The sequence below is a fragment of the Kordiimonas sp. genome, from assembly GCF_048264555.1.
Taxonomy (GTDB): domain Bacteria; phylum Pseudomonadota; class Alphaproteobacteria; order Sphingomonadales; family Kordiimonadaceae; genus Kordiimonas.
In genome coordinates this window covers 159,265-177,527 of sequence record NZ_JBLXCX010000006.1, presented here as the reverse complement: position 1 = coordinate 177,527, position 18,263 = coordinate 159,265, and the positions used below count along the sequence as shown (strand labels likewise).

The window sequence follows — 18,263 nt, the reverse complement described above, 5'->3', positions numbered from 1 at the left end:
TGCGCTTATCGCCCTATTTGTGTAAGCCGTCCTGAACCCACGATACCGATCAGTAGTTTTCCATCAGCACCATGCGAAGTGCGGGGTCTTCCAGCGCGCGGCCTGTGCCCAGTGCCACACAGGTGAGCGGCTCTTCCGCGATAGTGACAGGCAAGCCCGTTGCCCGGCGAATGACCGTATCAAGATCTTTAAGAAGCGCGCCACCACCGGTGAGCACAACGCCAAGGTCAACGATATCTGCGGCAAGCTCAGGGGCGGTCTGCTCAAGCGCAACCTTAACACCCTCCACAATCTGACTCACTGGCTCAGACAGAGCCTCGGCAACCTGAAGCTGGTTGATCTCCAGCTCTTTTGGTACACCGTTCATCAGGTCGCGGCCTTTGATGATCATGGTATTGCCAACACCGTCTTCCGGCACCAGCGCTGTACCAATCTCTTTTTTGATACGCTCAGCCGTCGCTTCACCAATCAGCAGGTTGTGGTTGCGGCGAATGTACCCAATGAGGGCTTCATCCATCTTGTCACCGCCCACGCGCACACTGGTCGCAAACACGATACCGGAAAGGGAAAGAACGGCAACTTCCGTGGTGCCGCCACCGATATCAACAACCATGGAACCTTGTGGTTCGGTTACCGGCAAGCCAGCGCCAATCGCGGCTGCCATAGGCTCATCAATCAAATACACCTTGCGGGCACCAGCTTGCTCAGCTGATTCCTGAATTGCTTTGCGCTCCACCGCGGTTGAACCGGACGGCACACACACAACCACCTGAGGGCTCGCAAATGAGCGGTTATGCACCTTCTGGATAAAGTGTTTGATCATCTGCTCGGCAACGTGGAAATCGGCAATCACGCCGTCCCTGAGCGGGCGAATGGCCTGAATGCCACTTGGGGTACGCCCAAGCATCAATTTCGCTTCGTCACCCACCGCCAAAACGCGGTCTCGCCCATGTTCGCTTTTAATCGCAACAACAGACGGTTCGTTCAGCACAATGCCGCGGCCTTTCACATACACAAGTGTGTTTGCCGTGCCGAGGTCGATAGCCATGTCAGATGAAAACACGCCAAGCAGCTTGGATAGCATTTAACCCTCTTAATTTTCTATTGCTCTTGGGGCCAGTATTGACCCTCCCGTTTATGCGGTTATGGGCCAGATATTGCCCGGACACAAGGCCCAAGGCGCGCCGTTCGCACTATATTTTGTAATTTACGGGTGAATGAGGCGAATTTAGGGGGTGTAGGCACCCTAACTACTAAAATTTTAACGATTTTCGGCAAAAATTCGGGCGCGCTCGTTCAGGCCTTTACACGCTCCAGGGTCTTGATGTCAGGCAGTGGGATAAATTCCTCTGCGTCCCCCGGCACCTTGTCGAACTTGCCTGCCTGCCAGCGCTCAGCTGCGTCACGGACCTGATCAAGGCGAGAGCCTACAAAGTTCCACCAGATGTACCTTGGGCCATCCATCACCGCACCGCCCAATAGCATCAGGTGCGTATCCGCTTCTGCCTGCACAGCTACATCTGCCCCTGCGCGCAAGCTGATCATCTGCCCGGCGCCATAGGTTGTTCCACTAAGGTTGATGCTGCCGCTCACGATATAGATGCCGCGCTCTTCCGTGTCTTTGGGGAGTGGTAGCAGAGCGCCCGCCGCCATGCGCACGTTGGCGTATAATGTATCCCACGGTGTTTCAACGGGCGACTTTAGGCCACAGGCCTCCCCCATGATCAGCTGCACCTCAAGGCCTTCTGCATCCAGCGTCGGCAATTCATTCGCTCCAAAATGCTCGAAGGCTGCCCTCCCTTCCTCATGGGTTTTAGGCAGAGCCAGCCAGCTTTGGATGCCATAGAGCCGGGAGGTGCGCGCGCGGTCCTCAACGTCGGTTCGCTCGGAATGCACGATACCGCCGCCCGCTGTCATCAGGTTCATATCCCCCGGCTTGATGGTCATATGGGTGCCAAGCGAATCCCGGTGGTCCATCGTACCATCAAACAGATAGGTGACGGTGGAGAGCCCGATGTGCGGATGAGGGCGCACGTCGATACCGTCGCCCGCGAGGAACTCGCCGGGGCCCATTTGATCCCAGAATACAAAAGGCCCGATCATGCGCTTTTTGCGTGATGGCAAGGCGCGCTCAACCGTAAAGCCGCCGATATCGCTGGTGCGCGGGATGATCACAGCCTCAACCGCATCCGGGCAGCCTTCGCTTGTGCACTCAGGTTCCTGGTCTGCCAATCTGCTCATTGCCTTACCTTTCGCATTAAGGGGTATGCGAGCTTACATCGAAACCAGATTGTTTAAAACTCGCCGTAGAATATTTGGACCACCGCCAACCCATTGCTCATCATATGCATCAGTATCGCGGGCCAAAGCGTACCGGTTATCTGATAGACCGCCCCAAAGGCTGCCCCCACCATCACAAGAAGAGGAAAGGCGCCAAGCTCAAGATGGAAAGCGCCAAATACCAGCGCACTGACAAGAACGGCCGCCCATGCTGGCATCATTTCTGAGAGTGCAGATTGCAGATATCCCCGGAAGATGAGTTCCTCAACAGCAGGCCCCACAACCACGATAGCCAATATCAGAAGCCCAACAACAAGCGGGCCCATGTTCTGGCTTTCACCCACCCATTCAGCAACCTGCTGTTCGTTCACATAGCCGGTAAGCTCAACATACACACCGGCCAGCATGCTGACGGTTAGATAGATAACCACGGCAAGGCCAAACGTAAGGGGCCAGGAGAAGCGCCCTGCCCTCAAGCCTATATCCGCAAAGGTGATGCCCTCATCTGCCTGCAGGTTGCGCCATATAAGAGCGAGCACGACCACGTAACTCGTAAGCGCCGCCAACGCGAGAATAAGGGGCATAGATTGCTCGCCGGTGAAAACACCAAGCGTTAAACCAAAGAACATTGAGCTTACGAACTGCGTTGCCATGATGGCAACCATCAGTACAACGGCCATCAACAAGCGGCCATCGGCTCGTTCAACGCGGTCTCTAAGCTCTGATAGTTTGCTCATATTCCCCCACCCTTGTCTTTTTGAGATAGGCAGTTCCGAGAGGGAAAACAAGCACTTGAGCAAGACCAAATAAAAAAGCGGCCCAAAAGCCGCTTTTCCTGATCACTATAACAGATCGCGTTATTGCGCAGCCACCGGCCCCGGCGCCTGTTTCTCACGCTTGACGATAAGTTTGTTCACCGCTGACACATAGGCCCGCGCGGCGGCCGTGACCGTATCTTCATGCGCGCCCTGCCCGTTCACTGTGCGCCCGCCTTCTTCAAGCCGCACCGTGCATTCGGCTTGCGCATCCGTGCCTTGCGTTACCGCATGTACCTGGAAGAGTTGCAGGTGTGGCTCGATATCGATAAGGTCCTTGATGGCATTAAAGGCCGCATCCACAGGGCCGGAGCCGTAGGTGACTGTTTTGCACTTCTCGCCATCAATCTCCATCGTGAGGTTGGCAACAGCCTCCCCGCTTGAGGAGGAATAGGTATTGAGCGCAAGCACCTGATAGCGGTTTGACCACGTAGCAACCTCATCATCCACAAGCGCGATGATATCTTCGTCATAGATGTTTTTCTTGCGGTCCCCCAGCTCCTTGAAGCGGCGGAAACATTCTTGAAAGGCGTTATCGCCAAGTTCATAGCCGAGGTCTTTGAGCTTGTCCGCAAACGCGTGGCGGCCCGAGTGTTTGCCCATGGTCAGCAGTGATTTGGTCACGCCGACCGATTCCGGCGTCATGATCTCATAGGTTTCCGCGTTTTTGAGCATACCGTCCTGGTGGATGCCGCTCTCATGCGCGAAGGCGTTCGCCCCCACAATCGCTTTGTTGTTCTGCACTGTGAAACCGGTCACGGTTGAAACAAGGCGCGATGCCCGCATGATCTCTTCCGTCACAATCCGGGTATGGTAGGGCATGACGTCACCGCGCGTACGCAGCGCCATCACCACCTCTTCCATGGCGGCGTTTCCTGCCCGCTCCCCAATGCCGTTGATGGTGCACTCAATCTGCCGCGCGCCACCCATCACACCCGCAAGCGAGTTGGCAACTGCAAGGCCAAGGTCATTATGGCAGTGGGTGGAGAAAATAGCTTTATCCGCGTCCGGCACCCGCTCAATCACGGTGCGGAACATCTGAGCGTATTCATCCGGTGTGGCATAACCAACTGTATCCGGCAGGTTGATGGTGGTGGCGCCTGCCTTGATCGCGGTTTCCACCGCACGGCAGAGAAAATCAATCTCGGTGCGCGTTGCATCTTCGGCCGACCATTCCACATCATCAATCAGCCCGCGCGCGTGGCTCACTGATTTATGGATCGCCTCGATCACCGCCTCTGGTTCCATCTGCAGCTTATATTTCATATGCAGGGGGCTGGTGGCGATAAAGGTATGGATACGGCCGGATTTCGCGGGTTTCAACGCTTCAGCGGCCCGGTCGATATCACCGAGGGCGGCACGAGCCAGCGAACAAACGGTTGAGTTCTGCACACGCTGCGCAATTTTGTTAACGCACTCAAAATCCCCGTTGGATGCGATGGCAAACCCTGCCTCGATCACGTCTACCCGCATGGATTCCAGTACACTTGCGATCTGGAGCTTTTCATCCAGCGTCATGGACGCGCCAGGCGATTGCTCACCGTCGCGCAAAGTTGTGTCAAATATTCGCACACGGTTTTTTTCACTGTGTGACATGGCGGTCTTCCCAATTTCTAATGGTACAAATCTGATGAAAATATGAAATCAGTGGCATTACCCTTAAGCACCGGTGCGCAACAGCGCCGTTTGCCGCGATGCTCAAGGGCCGGTAAGTCGGCCTGCCGAAAATAGTAGAAGAGCAAGGAACAGCGCACCAGCCCCAAGCGCTACAAACCGCGCATGCAAAACGTCAGCCGCCCGCAGGGTGCGTGCAACCGCTTTTGCTCTTGGTTTATAGGGATGGTATGGCCTCATCCGCCGCCAATTCCTTTGTGTTTCTATCAAGAACCAAGGATTAACAGATTATTTTCTTTTCGCAAGGCGGAAGTTTGAGAAATTTTATTACAAAAAGTCACAAGTGAAACTAACCTGACTTACACGGAAACCAACGCCAGAAGCGCGCTTGCGCTCACCTCATAGTCCACCTCGTCGCACCACTCACCTTTGACGAATGTGCGCTTCTCATGCACCGGGCCAGCCTTGAAACCAAGCCGCTCAAGCACACGGCCTGAGGCTGGGTTGCGCACATCAATATCTGCCGTGAAGTGCTTGATGCCAAGCGGTGCAACAAGCGCGGGCAACAGCGCCCGCAAGGCTTCGGTCATAAAGCCCTTGCCCTGCGCACCACGGCCGAGGCTATAGCCCACACGGATGGCGCCCGGCTCCGGCCTGCCGTTCCCGATGCCGATATCGCCCACCGCACGGCCGGTGGCTTTCTCTTCAATCATCAGTTGGTAAAACTCACCCTCAGGAAACGGGGTCATGCCCGCCATCTTCTTGCAGAAGGCTTCTGCACGCTCCATGGGGTATGGATAGTCCCACAGCGTGAGCCGCGCCACCTCGGCGTCATTCCGCCAGCCATGGAACGCCACGGCGTCATCAACGCGAAACGCGCGGATGATCAAACGCTCGGTCTCTATGGGCAAAATCTCAGTCATAGCAGCACCTTAGGCGTAACAATCTGTCCAGCCAATAAAAAAGGGGCGACCCCATATGGGATCGCCCGTAAGCCTCTTGGTGCAAGAGGGTCTAAGGGGGACCTAGTTTTTCGCCTTGTCCACAAGCTTGCCTTCCTGCATCCACGGCATCATGCCACGGAGCTTGGAGCCCACGTCCTCAATCGGGTGGCGCTCTGCCAGGCCACGGTGGGCTTTCAGCTCAGGATTGCCGGCAAGATTGTCAGCGATAAAGTCTTTCACGAAACGGCCCTGCTGGATGTCCGCGAGCACGCGTTTCATCTCGGCTTTGGTCTCGTCTGTGATAATGCGTGGGCCGGTTTTATAGTCACCGTACTCCGCCGTGTTGGAGATGGAGTACCGCATGTTGGCGATACCACCTTCATAGATCAGGTCTACAATCAGCTTCACCTCGTGCAGGCACTCGAAATACGCCATCTCTGGCGCGTAACCAGCTTCCACCAGTGTCTCGAACCCTGCCTTGATCAGCTCTGACACACCGCCACACAGCACCGCCTGCTCACCGAAGAGGTCGGTTTCACATTCTTCACGGAAGTTGGTCTCGATAATGCCTGAGCGGCCGCCACCGATAGCCGACGCGTAGGAAAGGCAAAGGTCATGCGCTTTGCCGCTGGCGTCCTGATGCACGGCGATCAGGCACGGTACACCCTTGCCTGCTGCATATTGGCTGCGCACCGTGTGGCCCGGGCCTTTTGGTGCCACCATGATCACATCAAGGTCGGCGCGCGGCTCAATAAGACCGAAGTGAATGTTAAGGCCGTGCGCGAACATAAGCGCCGCGCCCTCTTTCATGTTGGCGGAAAGCTCGTCCGCATAAATTTTGGCTTGGTGCTCATCAGGCGCCAGTACCATCACCATATCGGCAACTTTGGCGGCCTCTGTCGCGGTCATGCACTTGAAGCCTGCTGCCTCCGCCTTCTTGCGGGTGCCTGAGCCTTCACGCAGCGCCACGATCACTTCCTTGACGCCGCTATCACGCAGGTTGCCCGCGTGGGCGTGGCCCTGGCTACCGTAGCCAACGATGGCAACGGTTTTGTCCTTCACCAGATTAACGTCTGCATCACTGTCAAAATAAACACGCATGTCTAACTATCCTTTTGGTGGGCGAGGCCCGTCAAAATATTTCCAATGTCAACAGGGCGAACCCTGCGGTATTCTTATCCGTCATTCCCGGTGAGGCCCATGGGCCGAGAGAAGGGAATCCATTTCAACCACTATTCCTGACCTTCATCGATCTGACGCCGCTTTGGCACCGGTCTAGACTCCCGCCTTCGCGGGAGTGACAGGAAAGCAGTGGCCTAAAGGCCGTCCGGCCCGCGCGAGAGCGCAACCGCCCCCGTGCGTGCCACTTCAACGAGGCCCAGATCAGCCATCAGCTCAACAAAAGCATCGATTTTGTCGGCTGAGCCTGTGAGCTCAAAAATAAAACTGTTCACGGACGCATCAACCGCACGGGCACGGAAGGTATCCGCGAGCCGAAGGGCTTCCACGCGCTTTTCGCCCGTACCCGATACTTTCACGAGCGCCATATCACGCACCACATGGGCGCCATCGATCGTGAGGTCAGCCACTTTGTGCACAGGCACAAGGCGGTCAAGCTGTGCTTTGATCTGCTCGATCACCATGCGGGTGCCGGAGGTGACAACGGTGATACGGGAACGCTCGCCCGTGTGGTCAACCTCTGCCACTGTCAGGCTTTCAATATTATAGCCGCGACCTGAGAACAGGCCGGTTACACGCGCAAGAACACCCGCTTCGTTGTCAACGATCACGCTGATTGTATGCCGGGCGATAGGGCCAATCTCTTTCATGGAGCCGTCCATCTGCTAGTTATCTTTCCGCTTGCAAGGTTAAACGTCTATGGGGTGATGAGCCACTTTAAACGACAGCCAGAGCTTCATCGTTTTTCGGTTTGTCGATCACATCCCCTGCTAGCAGCATCTCGTTATGGGCCGCCCCCGCAGGCACCATAGGGAAACAATTCTCGAGCTTGGCAACCCGGCAATCCATCAGCACCGGGCCATTGTGGTTGATCATCTCTTGGATCGCATCGTCAAGCTGGGCCGGGTCTTCGACCGAGATACCCTTCATGCCGTATGCTTCCGCGAGTTTGACAAAATCAGGCAGGCTTTCCGAATAGCTTTCAGACCGCCGTCCGTCATAGGACAGGTCCTGCCACTGGCGGACCATGCCCATATATTCATTGTTCATGATGAAGATTTTAACCGGCAGGTTATACTGCGCGATGGTACCCAGTTCCTGCATGTTCATCTGGAACGATGCTTCGCCAGACACATCAATGCACAAACGGTCCGGGTGGGCGATCTGTGCGCCAATGGCGGCTGGCAGGCCGTAACCCATGGTGCCAAGGCCACCGGAGGTCAGCCAGCGGTTTGGCCGGTCAAAACCAAGGAACTGTGCCGCCCACATCTGGTGTTGGCCCACTTCCGTGGAGATGATGGCGTCGCGGCCCTTTGTGAAATGTGCGAGACGCTCAAGCGCTTTTTGCGGCATGATCTCGGTATCAGAATCCGTATAGCTCAGGCATTTTTTCGTGCGCCACCCGTTAATCTGGTCCCACCATGGTTTCAGCTTGGGCTGGGTTTTGCCGAGGTTTTCCTCTTTCCAGATTTCAATGAAACGTTTGAGCGCACGGCCAGCGTCCGCAATCACCGGGATATCAACCGGCACGTTTTTATTGATGGAGGACAGATCAATATCCACCTGGATTTTCTTTGACCCCGGCGAGAAAGCATCAATCCGCCCTGTTACGCGGTCATCAAAGCGCGCACCAACGGCCAGCATTACGTCGCAGTCATGCATCGCGTGGTTGGCTTCCCATGTGCCGTGCATGCCCAGCATGCCAAGGAACTGCTCGTCACTGGCGGGGTATGCGCCAAGGCCCATGAGCGTATTGGTCACCGGCGCGCCGGTCAGGCGGGCGAATTCTGTCAACAGTTCAGACGCCTCGGGCCCAGCGTTAATGATACCACCGCCGGAATAAATGATCGGGCGTTCAGCGCTTGCAAACGCACGCGCGGCTTCCCGCAGCGCCGCTTCATCGCCATCCACTTGCGGGCGGTAGGTGCGGTGTTCCCGGTGGCCGGAGCGCATATAGCGCCCCTTCTCGATCTGCACATCTTTTGGCAGGTCAATCACCACAGGACCGGGACGGCCATTGGTGGCAACATAAAAGGCTTCATAGATCACATCCGGCAGATGCTCGGTTTCCTTCACCAGATAGTTATGCTTGGTGCAGGGCCGTGTGATACCAACCGTGTCTGCTTCCTGGAACGCATCATTCCCGATCAGGTGCCGCGCTACCTGGCCTGTGAGGCAGATTATCGGAATGCTGTCGAGCATCGCGTCCGTCAGGCCTGTCACCGCATTGGTGGCGCCGGGGCCGGAGGTTACGAGAACAACGCCGGGCTTGCCGGTCGCGCGGGCATAGCCTTCCGCCGCGTGGGTTGCCCCCTGCTCGTGGCGCACAAGGATATGCTTGATATCGCTTTGCTTGAAAATTTCGTCATAGATGGGCAGCACGGCACCACCGGGATAGCCAAAGACGACTTCCACACCTAGCTCCGTTAGCGCTTTTAGGATCATCTGTGCACCGCTCATCTCGGGCGCGTCATTTGCCTTCATGGTCGCTTCGTCAGCTGTTGGTTTGGTCTTTGTTACCGTCATTGTTCTATCCGTTTGACCGTTGTCCCGTAATCATCTGTCTTTGCCTGCCCTTATATCTTGTGACGCTGGTGTGCCTTCCCGCACACCGCCCCCGTTTATAGTAATTGGGGGCGCCACTAGAGCGCCCGCCCCCCGTTTATAGTAATTGGGGGCGCTACTAGAGCGCCGCCCTTTATAGTAGTTGGGGGCGCTACTAGAGCGCCCCCAGGGGGTGGGTCTCGTCACAGTTAGAACCCTCTTGGGCGGAGGATTCCCGTACCGGCACCTGGGCTGGCTTGGTGCCGATTTGGACTTTTTATGGTATGAAAATTACTCAGTCAACGGCTTTTTTGATCTTTTTATTCAAAAAATCCCGGTATTCACTTTCCGAAAGTTGCGCAGGTAACCTTTTCCAGTCGCCAAACTGGTTCCTGAACCACGTGAGCTGGCGCTTGGCAAAACGCCGTGTTTGCATCTTGGCGTCCTCAACAGCATCCTCAAGCGGCAGCCCCCCTTTCAGGTAAGCCATCAACTGCGGCACCCCCAGCGAACGCATCACCGGCAGGGTCGGGTCGAGCTTTCTCTCCATAAGGGCCTGCACTTCGTCCATGGCTCCCTCGTCCAGCATCAGGTCAAAACGCCGATTACAGCGGTCGTATAAAACATCCCGTGGTGGGTCCAGCACCAGCTTGATGAGCGCACCGTCTTCGTCATAGCGCTGCATGGGACCGGGTTTGGTCTCAAGCTGCCATGCGCTGATCGGCTTGCCGGTTGCCTTTACTACCTCCAGCGCGCGGCATATGCGCTGGCTATCCCCCGGCGCGAGGCGGGTGGCGGTTGCCTCATCAAGCGGCATCAATTCCGCATGCAGTGCTTCACTGCCTTCACTGGCGCAGCGTTCCCGTACCGACGCGCGGATATCTTCCGGTATATCGGGGATTACGGCGATACCGCTGATCAGCACCTTGAAATACATACCAGTACCGCCGATCACGATGGGCGTCTGGTCACCTTGCCATGCCTTCGTGATCTCCTCCATCGCGCGCTCTGCCCAGAAAGCGGCTGAGCAAACTTCAGAGCCGTCCAGAAAGCCATAGAGCCTATGCGGTGCCTTGGCTTCATCCTCCTCGCTCGGGCGGGCTGTGATGACACGCAAGCCTTTATATACCTGCATGCTGTCAGCATTAATTATCACACCGTTAAGATCTTCTGCGAGACGAAGTGACAATGCCGACTTGCCGCTTGCGGTCGGACCTGCAATAAAAAGGGCTCGTTTCAAGGCAACCTCGCCAATTGAAGGACTTCCCCCCCATGGATATCGCTTTGACCCTTGTCGTCAACCCCGGCTGTTCATTCTCGCTTGAAAAGATCGCGAAACATGCTTGCGCGCTCATTGGGCACGCGGCTGACATTCAGGCCCTGAGCGAAGGTCGTGCCGCAGACCTCATTTTCAAAAGTGTGGCGAAAGACGCCACAGATTCGGCCACAGATTCCGCCAAACTCGCCTCATTTACGCGCACACTTTCGCCACACCTTAATAGTATTTCTGGCCTCGACTGGTGCCTTGGTCCAGAAAAATACCGGAAAAAACGCCTTATTTTAGCGGACATGGATTCGACCATGATCACGGTGGAGTGCATTGACGAGCTGGCCGATTTCGTGGGCCTGAAAGACAAAGTGGCAGCGATCACGGAAGCCGCGATGCGGGGTGAGCTGGACTTTGAAGGCGCGCTGACAGAGCGTGTAGCGCTCCTGAAAGGCCTAAGCAGGGACGCGTTAGAGCGCTGTTATAGCGAGAGAATTTCGCTAATGGCTGGCGCGCGGACGCTGGTGCAAACCATGAAAAAACACGGCGCGCAGGCGGTTCTTGTCTCTGGTGGTTTCACCTATTTCACGGAACGGGTAGCAGCGGCCATCGGCTTTGACGTACACCGCGCCAATGTGCTGGAGTTTGATGGTGACGCGCTTTCGGGTACCGTGCAGCACCCTATCTGTGGCGCCCAGACCAAACTAGATACCCTGTTGGAATTTAAGGATAAATTGGGCCTCAAGGTCCATGACATCCTTGCGGTTGGGGACGGTGCCAATGATATCCCGATGATTGAAGCGGCTGGGCTTGGTGTCGCCTATCATGCGAAGCCTAAAACCCAGGCTGCGGCAGCGGCATCGGTACGATACGGTGACCTCACCAGCCTGCTGTATTTCCAGGGCTATCGGGACCAGGACTTTGTTATTTAAGCACTTTCTACGGCACGAAGGTTAACCTGCCGTGGCTGTCCGGCTCAAAATGATAGATATCCCAGCGCTTGGATTTTGAGCGTTCCCGCTCAAGCCGCTGGGCCACGATAAGCCGGGTGCCATCGGTTAGCACATTGATCATGCCATAGTTGGCGACAGAGCGCTGGATCACCGACAGATGCTTCTCAAGCCGTTCTTCTGCCTTGGTTTTCTGCGCATCCGTAGCCTGTGGGTCGTGAATAATGGCAAGCTCAGCCTCCATATTCGCGCGAAGCTCCCGCCGTACCTGATTGGGGTGCTTGATATGTTCGTTGCCAGACCGGGCAAGCTCGGTCGAGAAAATCAGTGGTCGCGCCCCCCTGCTGTGTTTCCCTATGAGGCCAAGCGTATCCGGACGCGGATGGGAATGAGGCTCGGCATCACCTGACGAAATCACGGTGGCGAGCGGATTGGTTGCCATCAGGAAATGCGGGGAAACATGCGCGCTGCCGTGGTGGCAGGCTTTGGCGATATCCACCTCAAAGGTTTTCCGGGCTTCATCCACCAGAAGTTTTTCATCATCCACGGACTTAGGGTGTGCGCTGAGGCCCGTGTAATGTTCCAGCAAATATTCCTGTGACGGCTCGTTCAAGTCCCCACCCAGCAACATCTTGATGCCGCCGATTTCAAGGAGCAGCACCACCGAATGACCGTTTTTAGTTTCCCCCGCCGAGCCGAGCCACGGCACCCCTTGCTGCCCGCCAATCTCAACGGGCACAGGGCCGAGCAGACGCAACGTCAAACCACGATTGTCAGCAGGTGCATAACCGGGCAGATAGGCTGTCTCCTGCCAGTCTGTGGGCGCAAAGGCACCCCGAATATCATCAACACGCCCCTCATCAACTGCTGTTTTCAGCATGTTCGGATACCAGTAGGCCGCGCGCCGGTTGTCATCATCCGTAATGGCTTTGAGCGCATCCCTCGTACGCACAAGCCCAGTGATATAGCGTGTGCGGCCAAGCTTCACCTCATCTCCCAAAGTTTTCTTGCCCGCCCGCTTCTGCTCAACAAGGCCGTTATGAAACACCGTTTCCACGCGCACGTTGGCTTCTTCAAACAGTGACTTGAAGCCGAAATAATGGTCACTGTCCGGATGGCTGATGACAAAACTTTCAAAGGTGAAGGGGTGGGAGAAACGCCCGAAGCGCCAACGAAGGAAGCGGTACATATTATCGCCCTCGCCCGCGTCAATCACAATCGCCCGGTCGTCAGGCGTCTGGATATGGCATCCATCCCCCTGCCCGATGTCGACAAAGTTTACTTCCAGTATGCGGTTTTCCTGCAGGTCCTCACGCCGGACCCAGCCGTTTCGTCCCCGCGCCCGGACCTTGATCCAGTTCCCATCAACTTCAAGCACTTTGGCATAGTCACCCCACAAAAGCTGGTTGATCGCCTGTTTGCCCTTGAAGCTGGCCTGATCACCCGCCTCACCATAATGCACAGCACTAGAGTATGCGATAAACCGTGTATCACCGACCTGCATGAGTAGCCCCCTCATAAGATTTGCAACCGCAGTTTAAATCATATGATGTATTTATACAATTTACAGGAATATGACCGAAGGTAGTGGCTCAAGCGAGGCAAAGAAAAAGGGGCCGGATAACCGGCCCCTTCTCGCGCTGATAATAGTGCTGCGGCTTATTCTTCGTCATCCATCAACCGGAGCGGTATGTGCACTGTATTGCCGCGGAAGTTCACGAGGACAAGGATACGGTCACGACCAGCATCCCGCGTTTCCTCAATGATATCAACCACGTCAGCAGCGCTTGATACATCCTGCTGGTTGACGCTGATGATAACGGTGCCCGGGCGGATACGTGCCCGTGCAGCAGGTGAACGGCGCGCTACACGAAGCACAACAACACCTTCAACCGTTTCATCAATCTCATACTGACGACGCAGGCCATCATTCAGTGGTGCAAGCTCCATGCCTTCAACCAACTGGCGGTCGGCACGGTCATTGTCACGGTCGCCACGGTCGGCATCGTCACCGGTTGTCGCTTGAGCAAGTTCAGCAGGCAGCTCACCTGTCGTTACCTGAAGAGTAACTCTTTCCTTGCCGCGAAGGACGATCACATCCACCGGTTTGCCGATGTCAGTGCGCTTCACAAGAAGGCTCAGGCGGTTGCTGTTCTCAATCTCTTTGCCGTCCCATTTCACAATGATATCGCCGTCTTTGATGCCTGCTTTTGCTGCAGGGCTTTCAGGCTCAACCCGTGTCACCATGGCACCTTCGGTTTGCTCGATGCCGAGGGTTTCAGCAATTTCCTTGGTCATAGGCTGGATACCAACACCGAGCCAGCCACGGCGTACCTTGCCATGTTCACGCAGTTCGCGGATCACGCGAGATGCATCATTGGACGGAATAGCAAAGCCGATACCAACATTGCCGCCGGATGGTGAAAAGATCGCTGTGTTCACACCGATAACATCACCTTCCATATTGAAAAGTGGGCCACCGGAATTACCGCGGTTAATCGAAGCATCAGTTTGAATGAACTCAACGTCATTGTTGTTGATGCTGCGGTTACGCGCCGAGACGATACCGGCTGTCACTGTGGAGGAAAGACCAAAGGGGTTGCCGATCGCCATCACCCAGTCACCGATGCGTTCAACGTCGCTGTCACCCCATTTTACAAAGGGGAACTGCTCGCCGTTTTCGTGCTCGATTTTGAGGACTGCGATATCAGAGAGAGCATCACGGCCCAGAAGTTCAGCCGGGAACTCTTCACCATCAGCGGTGATAACCGTGATTTCGTCCGCGTCTTCAACAACATGGTTGTTCGTCACCACAATACCGCTGGCATCAACGATAAAACCTGAACCAAGGCTTTGTGCCTGGCGAGGCTCTTCATCCTCATCCATACGGTCACGGAACTGATCCCACAGGTCGCCAAAAGGCATGCCTTCCGGCAATTGGGGGGCACGGCGGTTGCTACGTGTGCGGATTGTCTGCACCGTCGAGATATTCACAACAGCTGGAGACAGTTTTTCAACCAGATCGGCAAAGCTTTCAGGTGCGCCACGCGCGGCAGCTGGCCGCATGGAGACCGTCGCCGCTGCAATAATAAGCACAGCAGTCAGAAGGGCACGCATAGCGCCTGCCCATTGTCTCGTGTCGATCGCTTTTACTAAGTTGGTGCTCAAGGCACATACTCCTTCAAATTATTATCCGTTACTCGCGTTGGCCGGTTTATTTTCGGTTAGGCGCACTCATGCACCTTTAACCATCCATACTATCGCAACACCGATCGCCGCCAGGGTCAAGCCCATGATACGGAGCTTTGCGGCGGGCTGCCCCGCCGCTGCGATAAGCAGCTTTTTAAAGCTTTCGGGCATAATGGCATAGGCCGCGCCCTCCAAAAAGAGAGCGAGGCCCAAACCAAGAAGTAACGGTTCCCAATCCACTTTGCGTCCGTGTGGCTTACTTCTTCTCGTTCATGAACAGCTTGAAAAACTCACTGTCCGGCGAGAGAACAAGACGGGTATCGTCTTTCCCAAGCGCAACCCGGTAGGCCTGCATGGTACGGTAAAACTCGAAAAAGTCTTCGTCTTTACCAAAGGCTTCGGCGAAAATTTTCACCGCCTGACCATCGGCTTCACCACGAATGGTTTGAGACTGACGCTCGGCTTCCGCGATCAGCTCAGCTACCTGCCGGTCAGCCGCAGCTTTGATCTTAACGGCATCACGCTGACCGCTGGCCCGCTTGTCGGCTGCTTCGCGCTGACGCTCGGTTTCCATACGACGGAAAATTGCCTCGCTGTTTTCGCGTGGCAGATCAACCCGCTTCAAACGCACGTCAACAACTTCAAGGCCAAAGGTTTTAGCGCGCTCGTTCGTGAGGTCACTGATGCGCTTCATTAGTTCTGCGCGCTGGCCAGAGACGATCTCCGGCATACGTTCCTGCGCCAAAACCTGACGTACCGTAGATTCCATAACGCTTCGGAGAAGGTTTTCTGCCCCTCTTTCGTCACGGGCAGCTTGATACCGCTTTAGCGGGTCGCTGATACGGTACCGGGCAAAACTATCAACCAGGATGCGAACCTGATCACTTGCAAGCACCTCTTGCGGTGGCACATCAAGGCTCATTGCCCGCTTCTCAAGCAGGATAACCTGTTCCACCATCGGCGTTTTAAAGTGGAGGCCAGGCTCTGTTACCGTGCGCTTTGGCTCACCGAACTGAACCACAATAGCCTGCTTGCGCTCGTCAACGACAAAAACACTGTTGAGGCCAACAAAAAGCAGAACCGCAAGAAGAACGAGCGCTACAATTGACTTAGCATTCATGGCTTATTTCCCCTCGCCTGCTGATTTTGATTTCAGTTGTTCAAGCGGCAGGTATGGCACCACGCCGGAGCCGGCTTTGCCGTCCACAACGATCTTGTCCATGCCTGAAAGAATCTCTTCCATGGTTTCCAGATAGATACGTTTCTTGGTCACGTCTTTAGCTTGCACGTACTCATCATAAACCGAGAGGAAGCGCGCCGCTTCACCCTGTGCACGGGCCACTGTCTGTGCTCGATAGGCTTCAGCAACCTGCACCATACGCTCAGACCGACCTTCAGCCTCGCGAACGACCTGATTGCTGTAGGCCTCAGCCTCGTTTTTGAAACGCTGTAAGTCTGCGTCCGCGCGCTGAACGTCAAGGAAGGCGTCCTTCACTTCAGCTGGTGCCTCAGATTCAATGATTTCCACCCTGAGGACATCAATCCCCGCTTCATACGAGTCCAGCGTGGTCTGGATAAGAAGCTTTGCATCCTGCTCAAGCAGGCCACGGCCCGTGGTAATGATTGGTGTTATCCTGTTCTGTCCAACCAGTTCCCGCATCGCACTCTCGGCTACTGCCTTGATCGTACCGTCCGGGTCTTCCAGCTTGAAGAGATAGTTCCCCAAATCCTTGATCCGCCAGGCCACATTAAAGCGCACATCGACTATATTCTCATCCTTGGTCAGCATCAGGCTTTCATCAAGGCGAGCGAAACTTTGCCGCCCGCTTCTGCGCGTTTCCTGTTGTTGGTTACCAATTGAAACCTGGATTTCGTCGGTCACGCCACGCACTTCAACGGTTTCGATTGGATACGGCAGGTGCCAGTGAAGGCCTGGGCCCGTGGATTCTGTCCACTTGCCGAACCGCAACACCACTGCCTGCTCGTTTGGCTCAACCCGGTAAAGGCCAGCCAGAAGCCATAGCGCGACGATGACGAGAAGAATGACAAACACACCGCCCTTACCACCAGGCAAGGCCTCGCGAAGGCGATCCTGACTTTTACGGATATATTCATCAATATTTGGTGGCTCACCACCGCCGCCACCACGCCGTGGGCCGTTGCCCCACGGGTTTGGCTTGCCGCCGTCACCGTTATTTTGCCAAGGCATATATATCTCCCCTATTGCGCTTTTGCGCCTCAGAACTCATCTGTCCTTATGAGAACAGAAAGACCGTGTCTTGCTAGCCTATATATGGTAGGGGCACCGTGGCTGCAACGCTTGTCGGCAAAATTGCGCCGGATTTCGCCCGAAAATGAGGTTTTATGGTGGTTGAACACAAGGATAAGCTCAAAAAAGCAGTTGAGGCAGTACTCGTTGATGTCCCAAGCCCGGATGGCAGGAGTGACATTGTCACCGCTGGCATCGTAAGCGCGATCGTTGTTGATGGCGACAAGGCGGGCATTATCCTTGATTTTGGCAATACACCCCCGGCTGAGATTGAAGCGTTGCGCATTCGTGTTGAAGCTGTGGCGTGCACGGTTGACGGCATTAATACAGCAAACGCGATCGTAACGGCGACCCGCAAGGCTTCGCCTGACACCAAACCCTCTGGCCCCTCTCCCGCCAAAGCACCGCCTACGCCAGTTGAAATTCCCGGTGTGAAACACATCATCGCGGTTGCGAGTGGCAAGGGCGGCGTGGGTAAATCGACCACATCTGTCAACCTCGCGCTCGCGCTCAAGGAACAGGGCTTTAAGGTCGGCATTATGGATGCTGATATCTTTGGCCCGTCCCTTCCCATGCTTATGGGTGTTGATGACCGGCCCGAGATCAAAAACAAGGTCATTCAACCAATCATGGCGTATGGCGTGAAGGTGATGTCCATTGGCTTTCTTGTTGATGTGGATCAGCCTGTGGTGTGGCGTGGCCCACGCGTGATGGGCGCCACGCAACAATTGCTGCGTGATGTGGCCTGGGGGCCTCTTGATGTGCTCATTGTCGACATGCCACCCGGCACAGGCGATGTACAGCTTACCATGGTGCAGCAGGCACCGCTCACAGGCGCAGTGATCGTCTCCACCCCGCAAGACCTTGCACTTATTGATGCCCGCAAGGGCCTCGCCATGTTCAGGCAGGTAAAGGTGCCTATTCTCGGCATTATTGAGAACATGAGCACCTTCTTGTGCCCACATTGCGGTGAGGCATCAGATATTTTTGGCCATGGCGGCGCAGAGGAAACTGCAAAAGAGCTTGGCTGTGCTTTCCTCGGCGGTATCCCGCTTGAGATGAGTGTACGCCAACACGCGGATGATGGCACACCGGTTGTACTGCACGAGCCAGAAGGCAAACCCGCTTTGGCCTATCGCGCTATCGCGAAACAAATAGCCGAGGGTTTGAGCGCATAAAGACGAGTTTGCGCGCCAGTTTCCAGACAGGCTC

The 18,263-nt window shown here is 55.6% G+C and carries 16 protein-coding genes; 2 read left to right on the top strand and 14 right to left on the bottom strand.

Annotated elements, in window-relative coordinates; genetic code table 11:
* Positions 1-49 precede the first annotated feature (49 nt).
* From ACN0XZ_RS15865 to miaA, 9 genes are all read right to left on the bottom strand, one after another.
* On the bottom strand, positions 50-1,084 hold the full coding sequence (locus ACN0XZ_RS15865; protein WP_262691169.1) for a rod shape-determining protein: 1,035 nt from the start codon (positions 1,082-1,084) through the stop codon (positions 50-52).
* Positions 1,085-1,296: 212 nt separating this feature from the next.
* Positions 1,297-2,241 carry a pirin family protein gene (locus tag ACN0XZ_RS15860; RefSeq protein ID WP_417458771.1) on the bottom strand — a complete coding sequence of 315 codons (945 nt, stop codon included), beginning with the start codon at positions 2,239-2,241 and terminating at the stop codon, positions 1,297-1,299.
* 53 nt (positions 2,242-2,294) lie between these two features.
* A complete protein-coding gene (locus tag ACN0XZ_RS15855; protein ID WP_417458770.1) occupies positions 2,295-3,017 on the bottom strand; it encodes a CPBP family intramembrane glutamic endopeptidase in 723 nt (240 codons plus the stop codon).
* 120 nt (positions 3,018-3,137) lie between these two features.
* Complete coding sequence (locus ACN0XZ_RS15850) at positions 3,138-4,691, bottom strand: 2-isopropylmalate synthase (RefSeq protein ID WP_417458769.1); 1,554 nt, start codon at positions 4,689-4,691, stop codon at positions 3,138-3,140.
* 377 nt (positions 4,692-5,068) lie between these two features.
* Entirely contained in the window at positions 5,069-5,632 is a 564-nt protein-coding gene (locus ACN0XZ_RS15845; protein WP_417458768.1) for a GNAT family N-acetyltransferase, read from the bottom strand.
* Positions 5,633-5,734: 102 nt separating this feature from the next.
* Positions 5,735-6,754: a ketol-acid reductoisomerase gene (gene ilvC, locus ACN0XZ_RS15840; RefSeq protein ID WP_417458767.1), complete on the bottom strand. Its 1,020-nt coding sequence runs from the start codon at positions 6,752-6,754 to the stop codon at positions 5,735-5,737.
* Between the two features lie 215 nt (positions 6,755-6,969).
* Positions 6,970-7,482 carry an acetolactate synthase small subunit gene (ilvN, locus tag ACN0XZ_RS15835; protein WP_417458766.1) on the bottom strand — a complete coding sequence of 171 codons (513 nt, stop codon included), beginning with the start codon at positions 7,480-7,482 and terminating at the stop codon, positions 6,970-6,972.
* A gap of 67 nt (positions 7,483-7,549) precedes the next feature.
* Positions 7,550-9,358 carry an acetolactate synthase 3 large subunit gene (locus tag ACN0XZ_RS15830; protein ID WP_417458765.1) on the bottom strand — a complete coding sequence of 603 codons (1,809 nt, stop codon included), beginning with the start codon at positions 9,356-9,358 and terminating at the stop codon, positions 7,550-7,552.
* Between the two features lie 313 nt (positions 9,359-9,671).
* Complete coding sequence (gene miaA, locus ACN0XZ_RS15825; protein ID WP_417458764.1) at positions 9,672-10,616, bottom strand: tRNA (adenosine(37)-N6)-dimethylallyltransferase MiaA; 945 nt, start codon at positions 10,614-10,616, stop codon at positions 9,672-9,674.
* A 32-nt stretch (positions 10,617-10,648) separates the two neighbouring features.
* Between miaA and serB the strand changes: the two genes are divergently transcribed.
* A complete protein-coding gene (gene serB, locus ACN0XZ_RS15820) occupies positions 10,649-11,575 on the top strand; it encodes a phosphoserine phosphatase SerB (RefSeq protein WP_417458763.1) in 927 nt (308 codons plus the stop codon).
* Positions 11,576-11,582: 7 nt separating this feature from the next.
* Here serB and ACN0XZ_RS15815 read toward each other — a convergent pair whose 3' ends face one another.
* The 5 genes from ACN0XZ_RS15815 to hflK form a co-directional block, all read right to left on the bottom strand.
* Positions 11,583-13,097, bottom strand: coding sequence for a hypothetical protein (locus ACN0XZ_RS15815; protein ID WP_417458762.1), 1,515 nt, complete (start codon positions 13,095-13,097; stop codon positions 11,583-11,585).
* A gap of 155 nt (positions 13,098-13,252) precedes the next feature.
* Complete coding sequence (locus ACN0XZ_RS15810) at positions 13,253-14,761, bottom strand: Do family serine endopeptidase (protein ID WP_417458761.1); 1,509 nt, start codon at positions 14,759-14,761, stop codon at positions 13,253-13,255.
* Between the two features lie 66 nt (positions 14,762-14,827).
* Positions 14,828-15,022: a DUF2065 family protein gene (locus ACN0XZ_RS15805; RefSeq protein ID WP_417458760.1), complete on the bottom strand. Its 195-nt coding sequence runs from the start codon at positions 15,020-15,022 to the stop codon at positions 14,828-14,830.
* Between the two features lie 16 nt (positions 15,023-15,038).
* Complete coding sequence (hflC, locus tag ACN0XZ_RS15800) at positions 15,039-15,902, bottom strand: protease modulator HflC (RefSeq protein ID WP_417458759.1); 864 nt, start codon at positions 15,900-15,902, stop codon at positions 15,039-15,041.
* 3 nt (positions 15,903-15,905) lie between these two features.
* Positions 15,906-16,991, bottom strand: a complete 1,086-nt coding sequence (hflK, locus tag ACN0XZ_RS15795; RefSeq protein ID WP_417458758.1) for an FtsH protease activity modulator HflK — start codon at positions 16,989-16,991, stop codon at positions 15,906-15,908.
* Positions 16,992-17,146: 155 nt separating this feature from the next.
* On the opposite strand from hflK, the gene ACN0XZ_RS15790 reads away from it, so the two are divergent.
* Entirely contained in the window at positions 17,147-18,229 is a 1,083-nt protein-coding gene (locus tag ACN0XZ_RS15790; protein ID WP_417458757.1) for a P-loop NTPase, read from the top strand.
* The last annotated feature ends 34 nt before the right edge of the window (positions 18,230-18,263 follow it).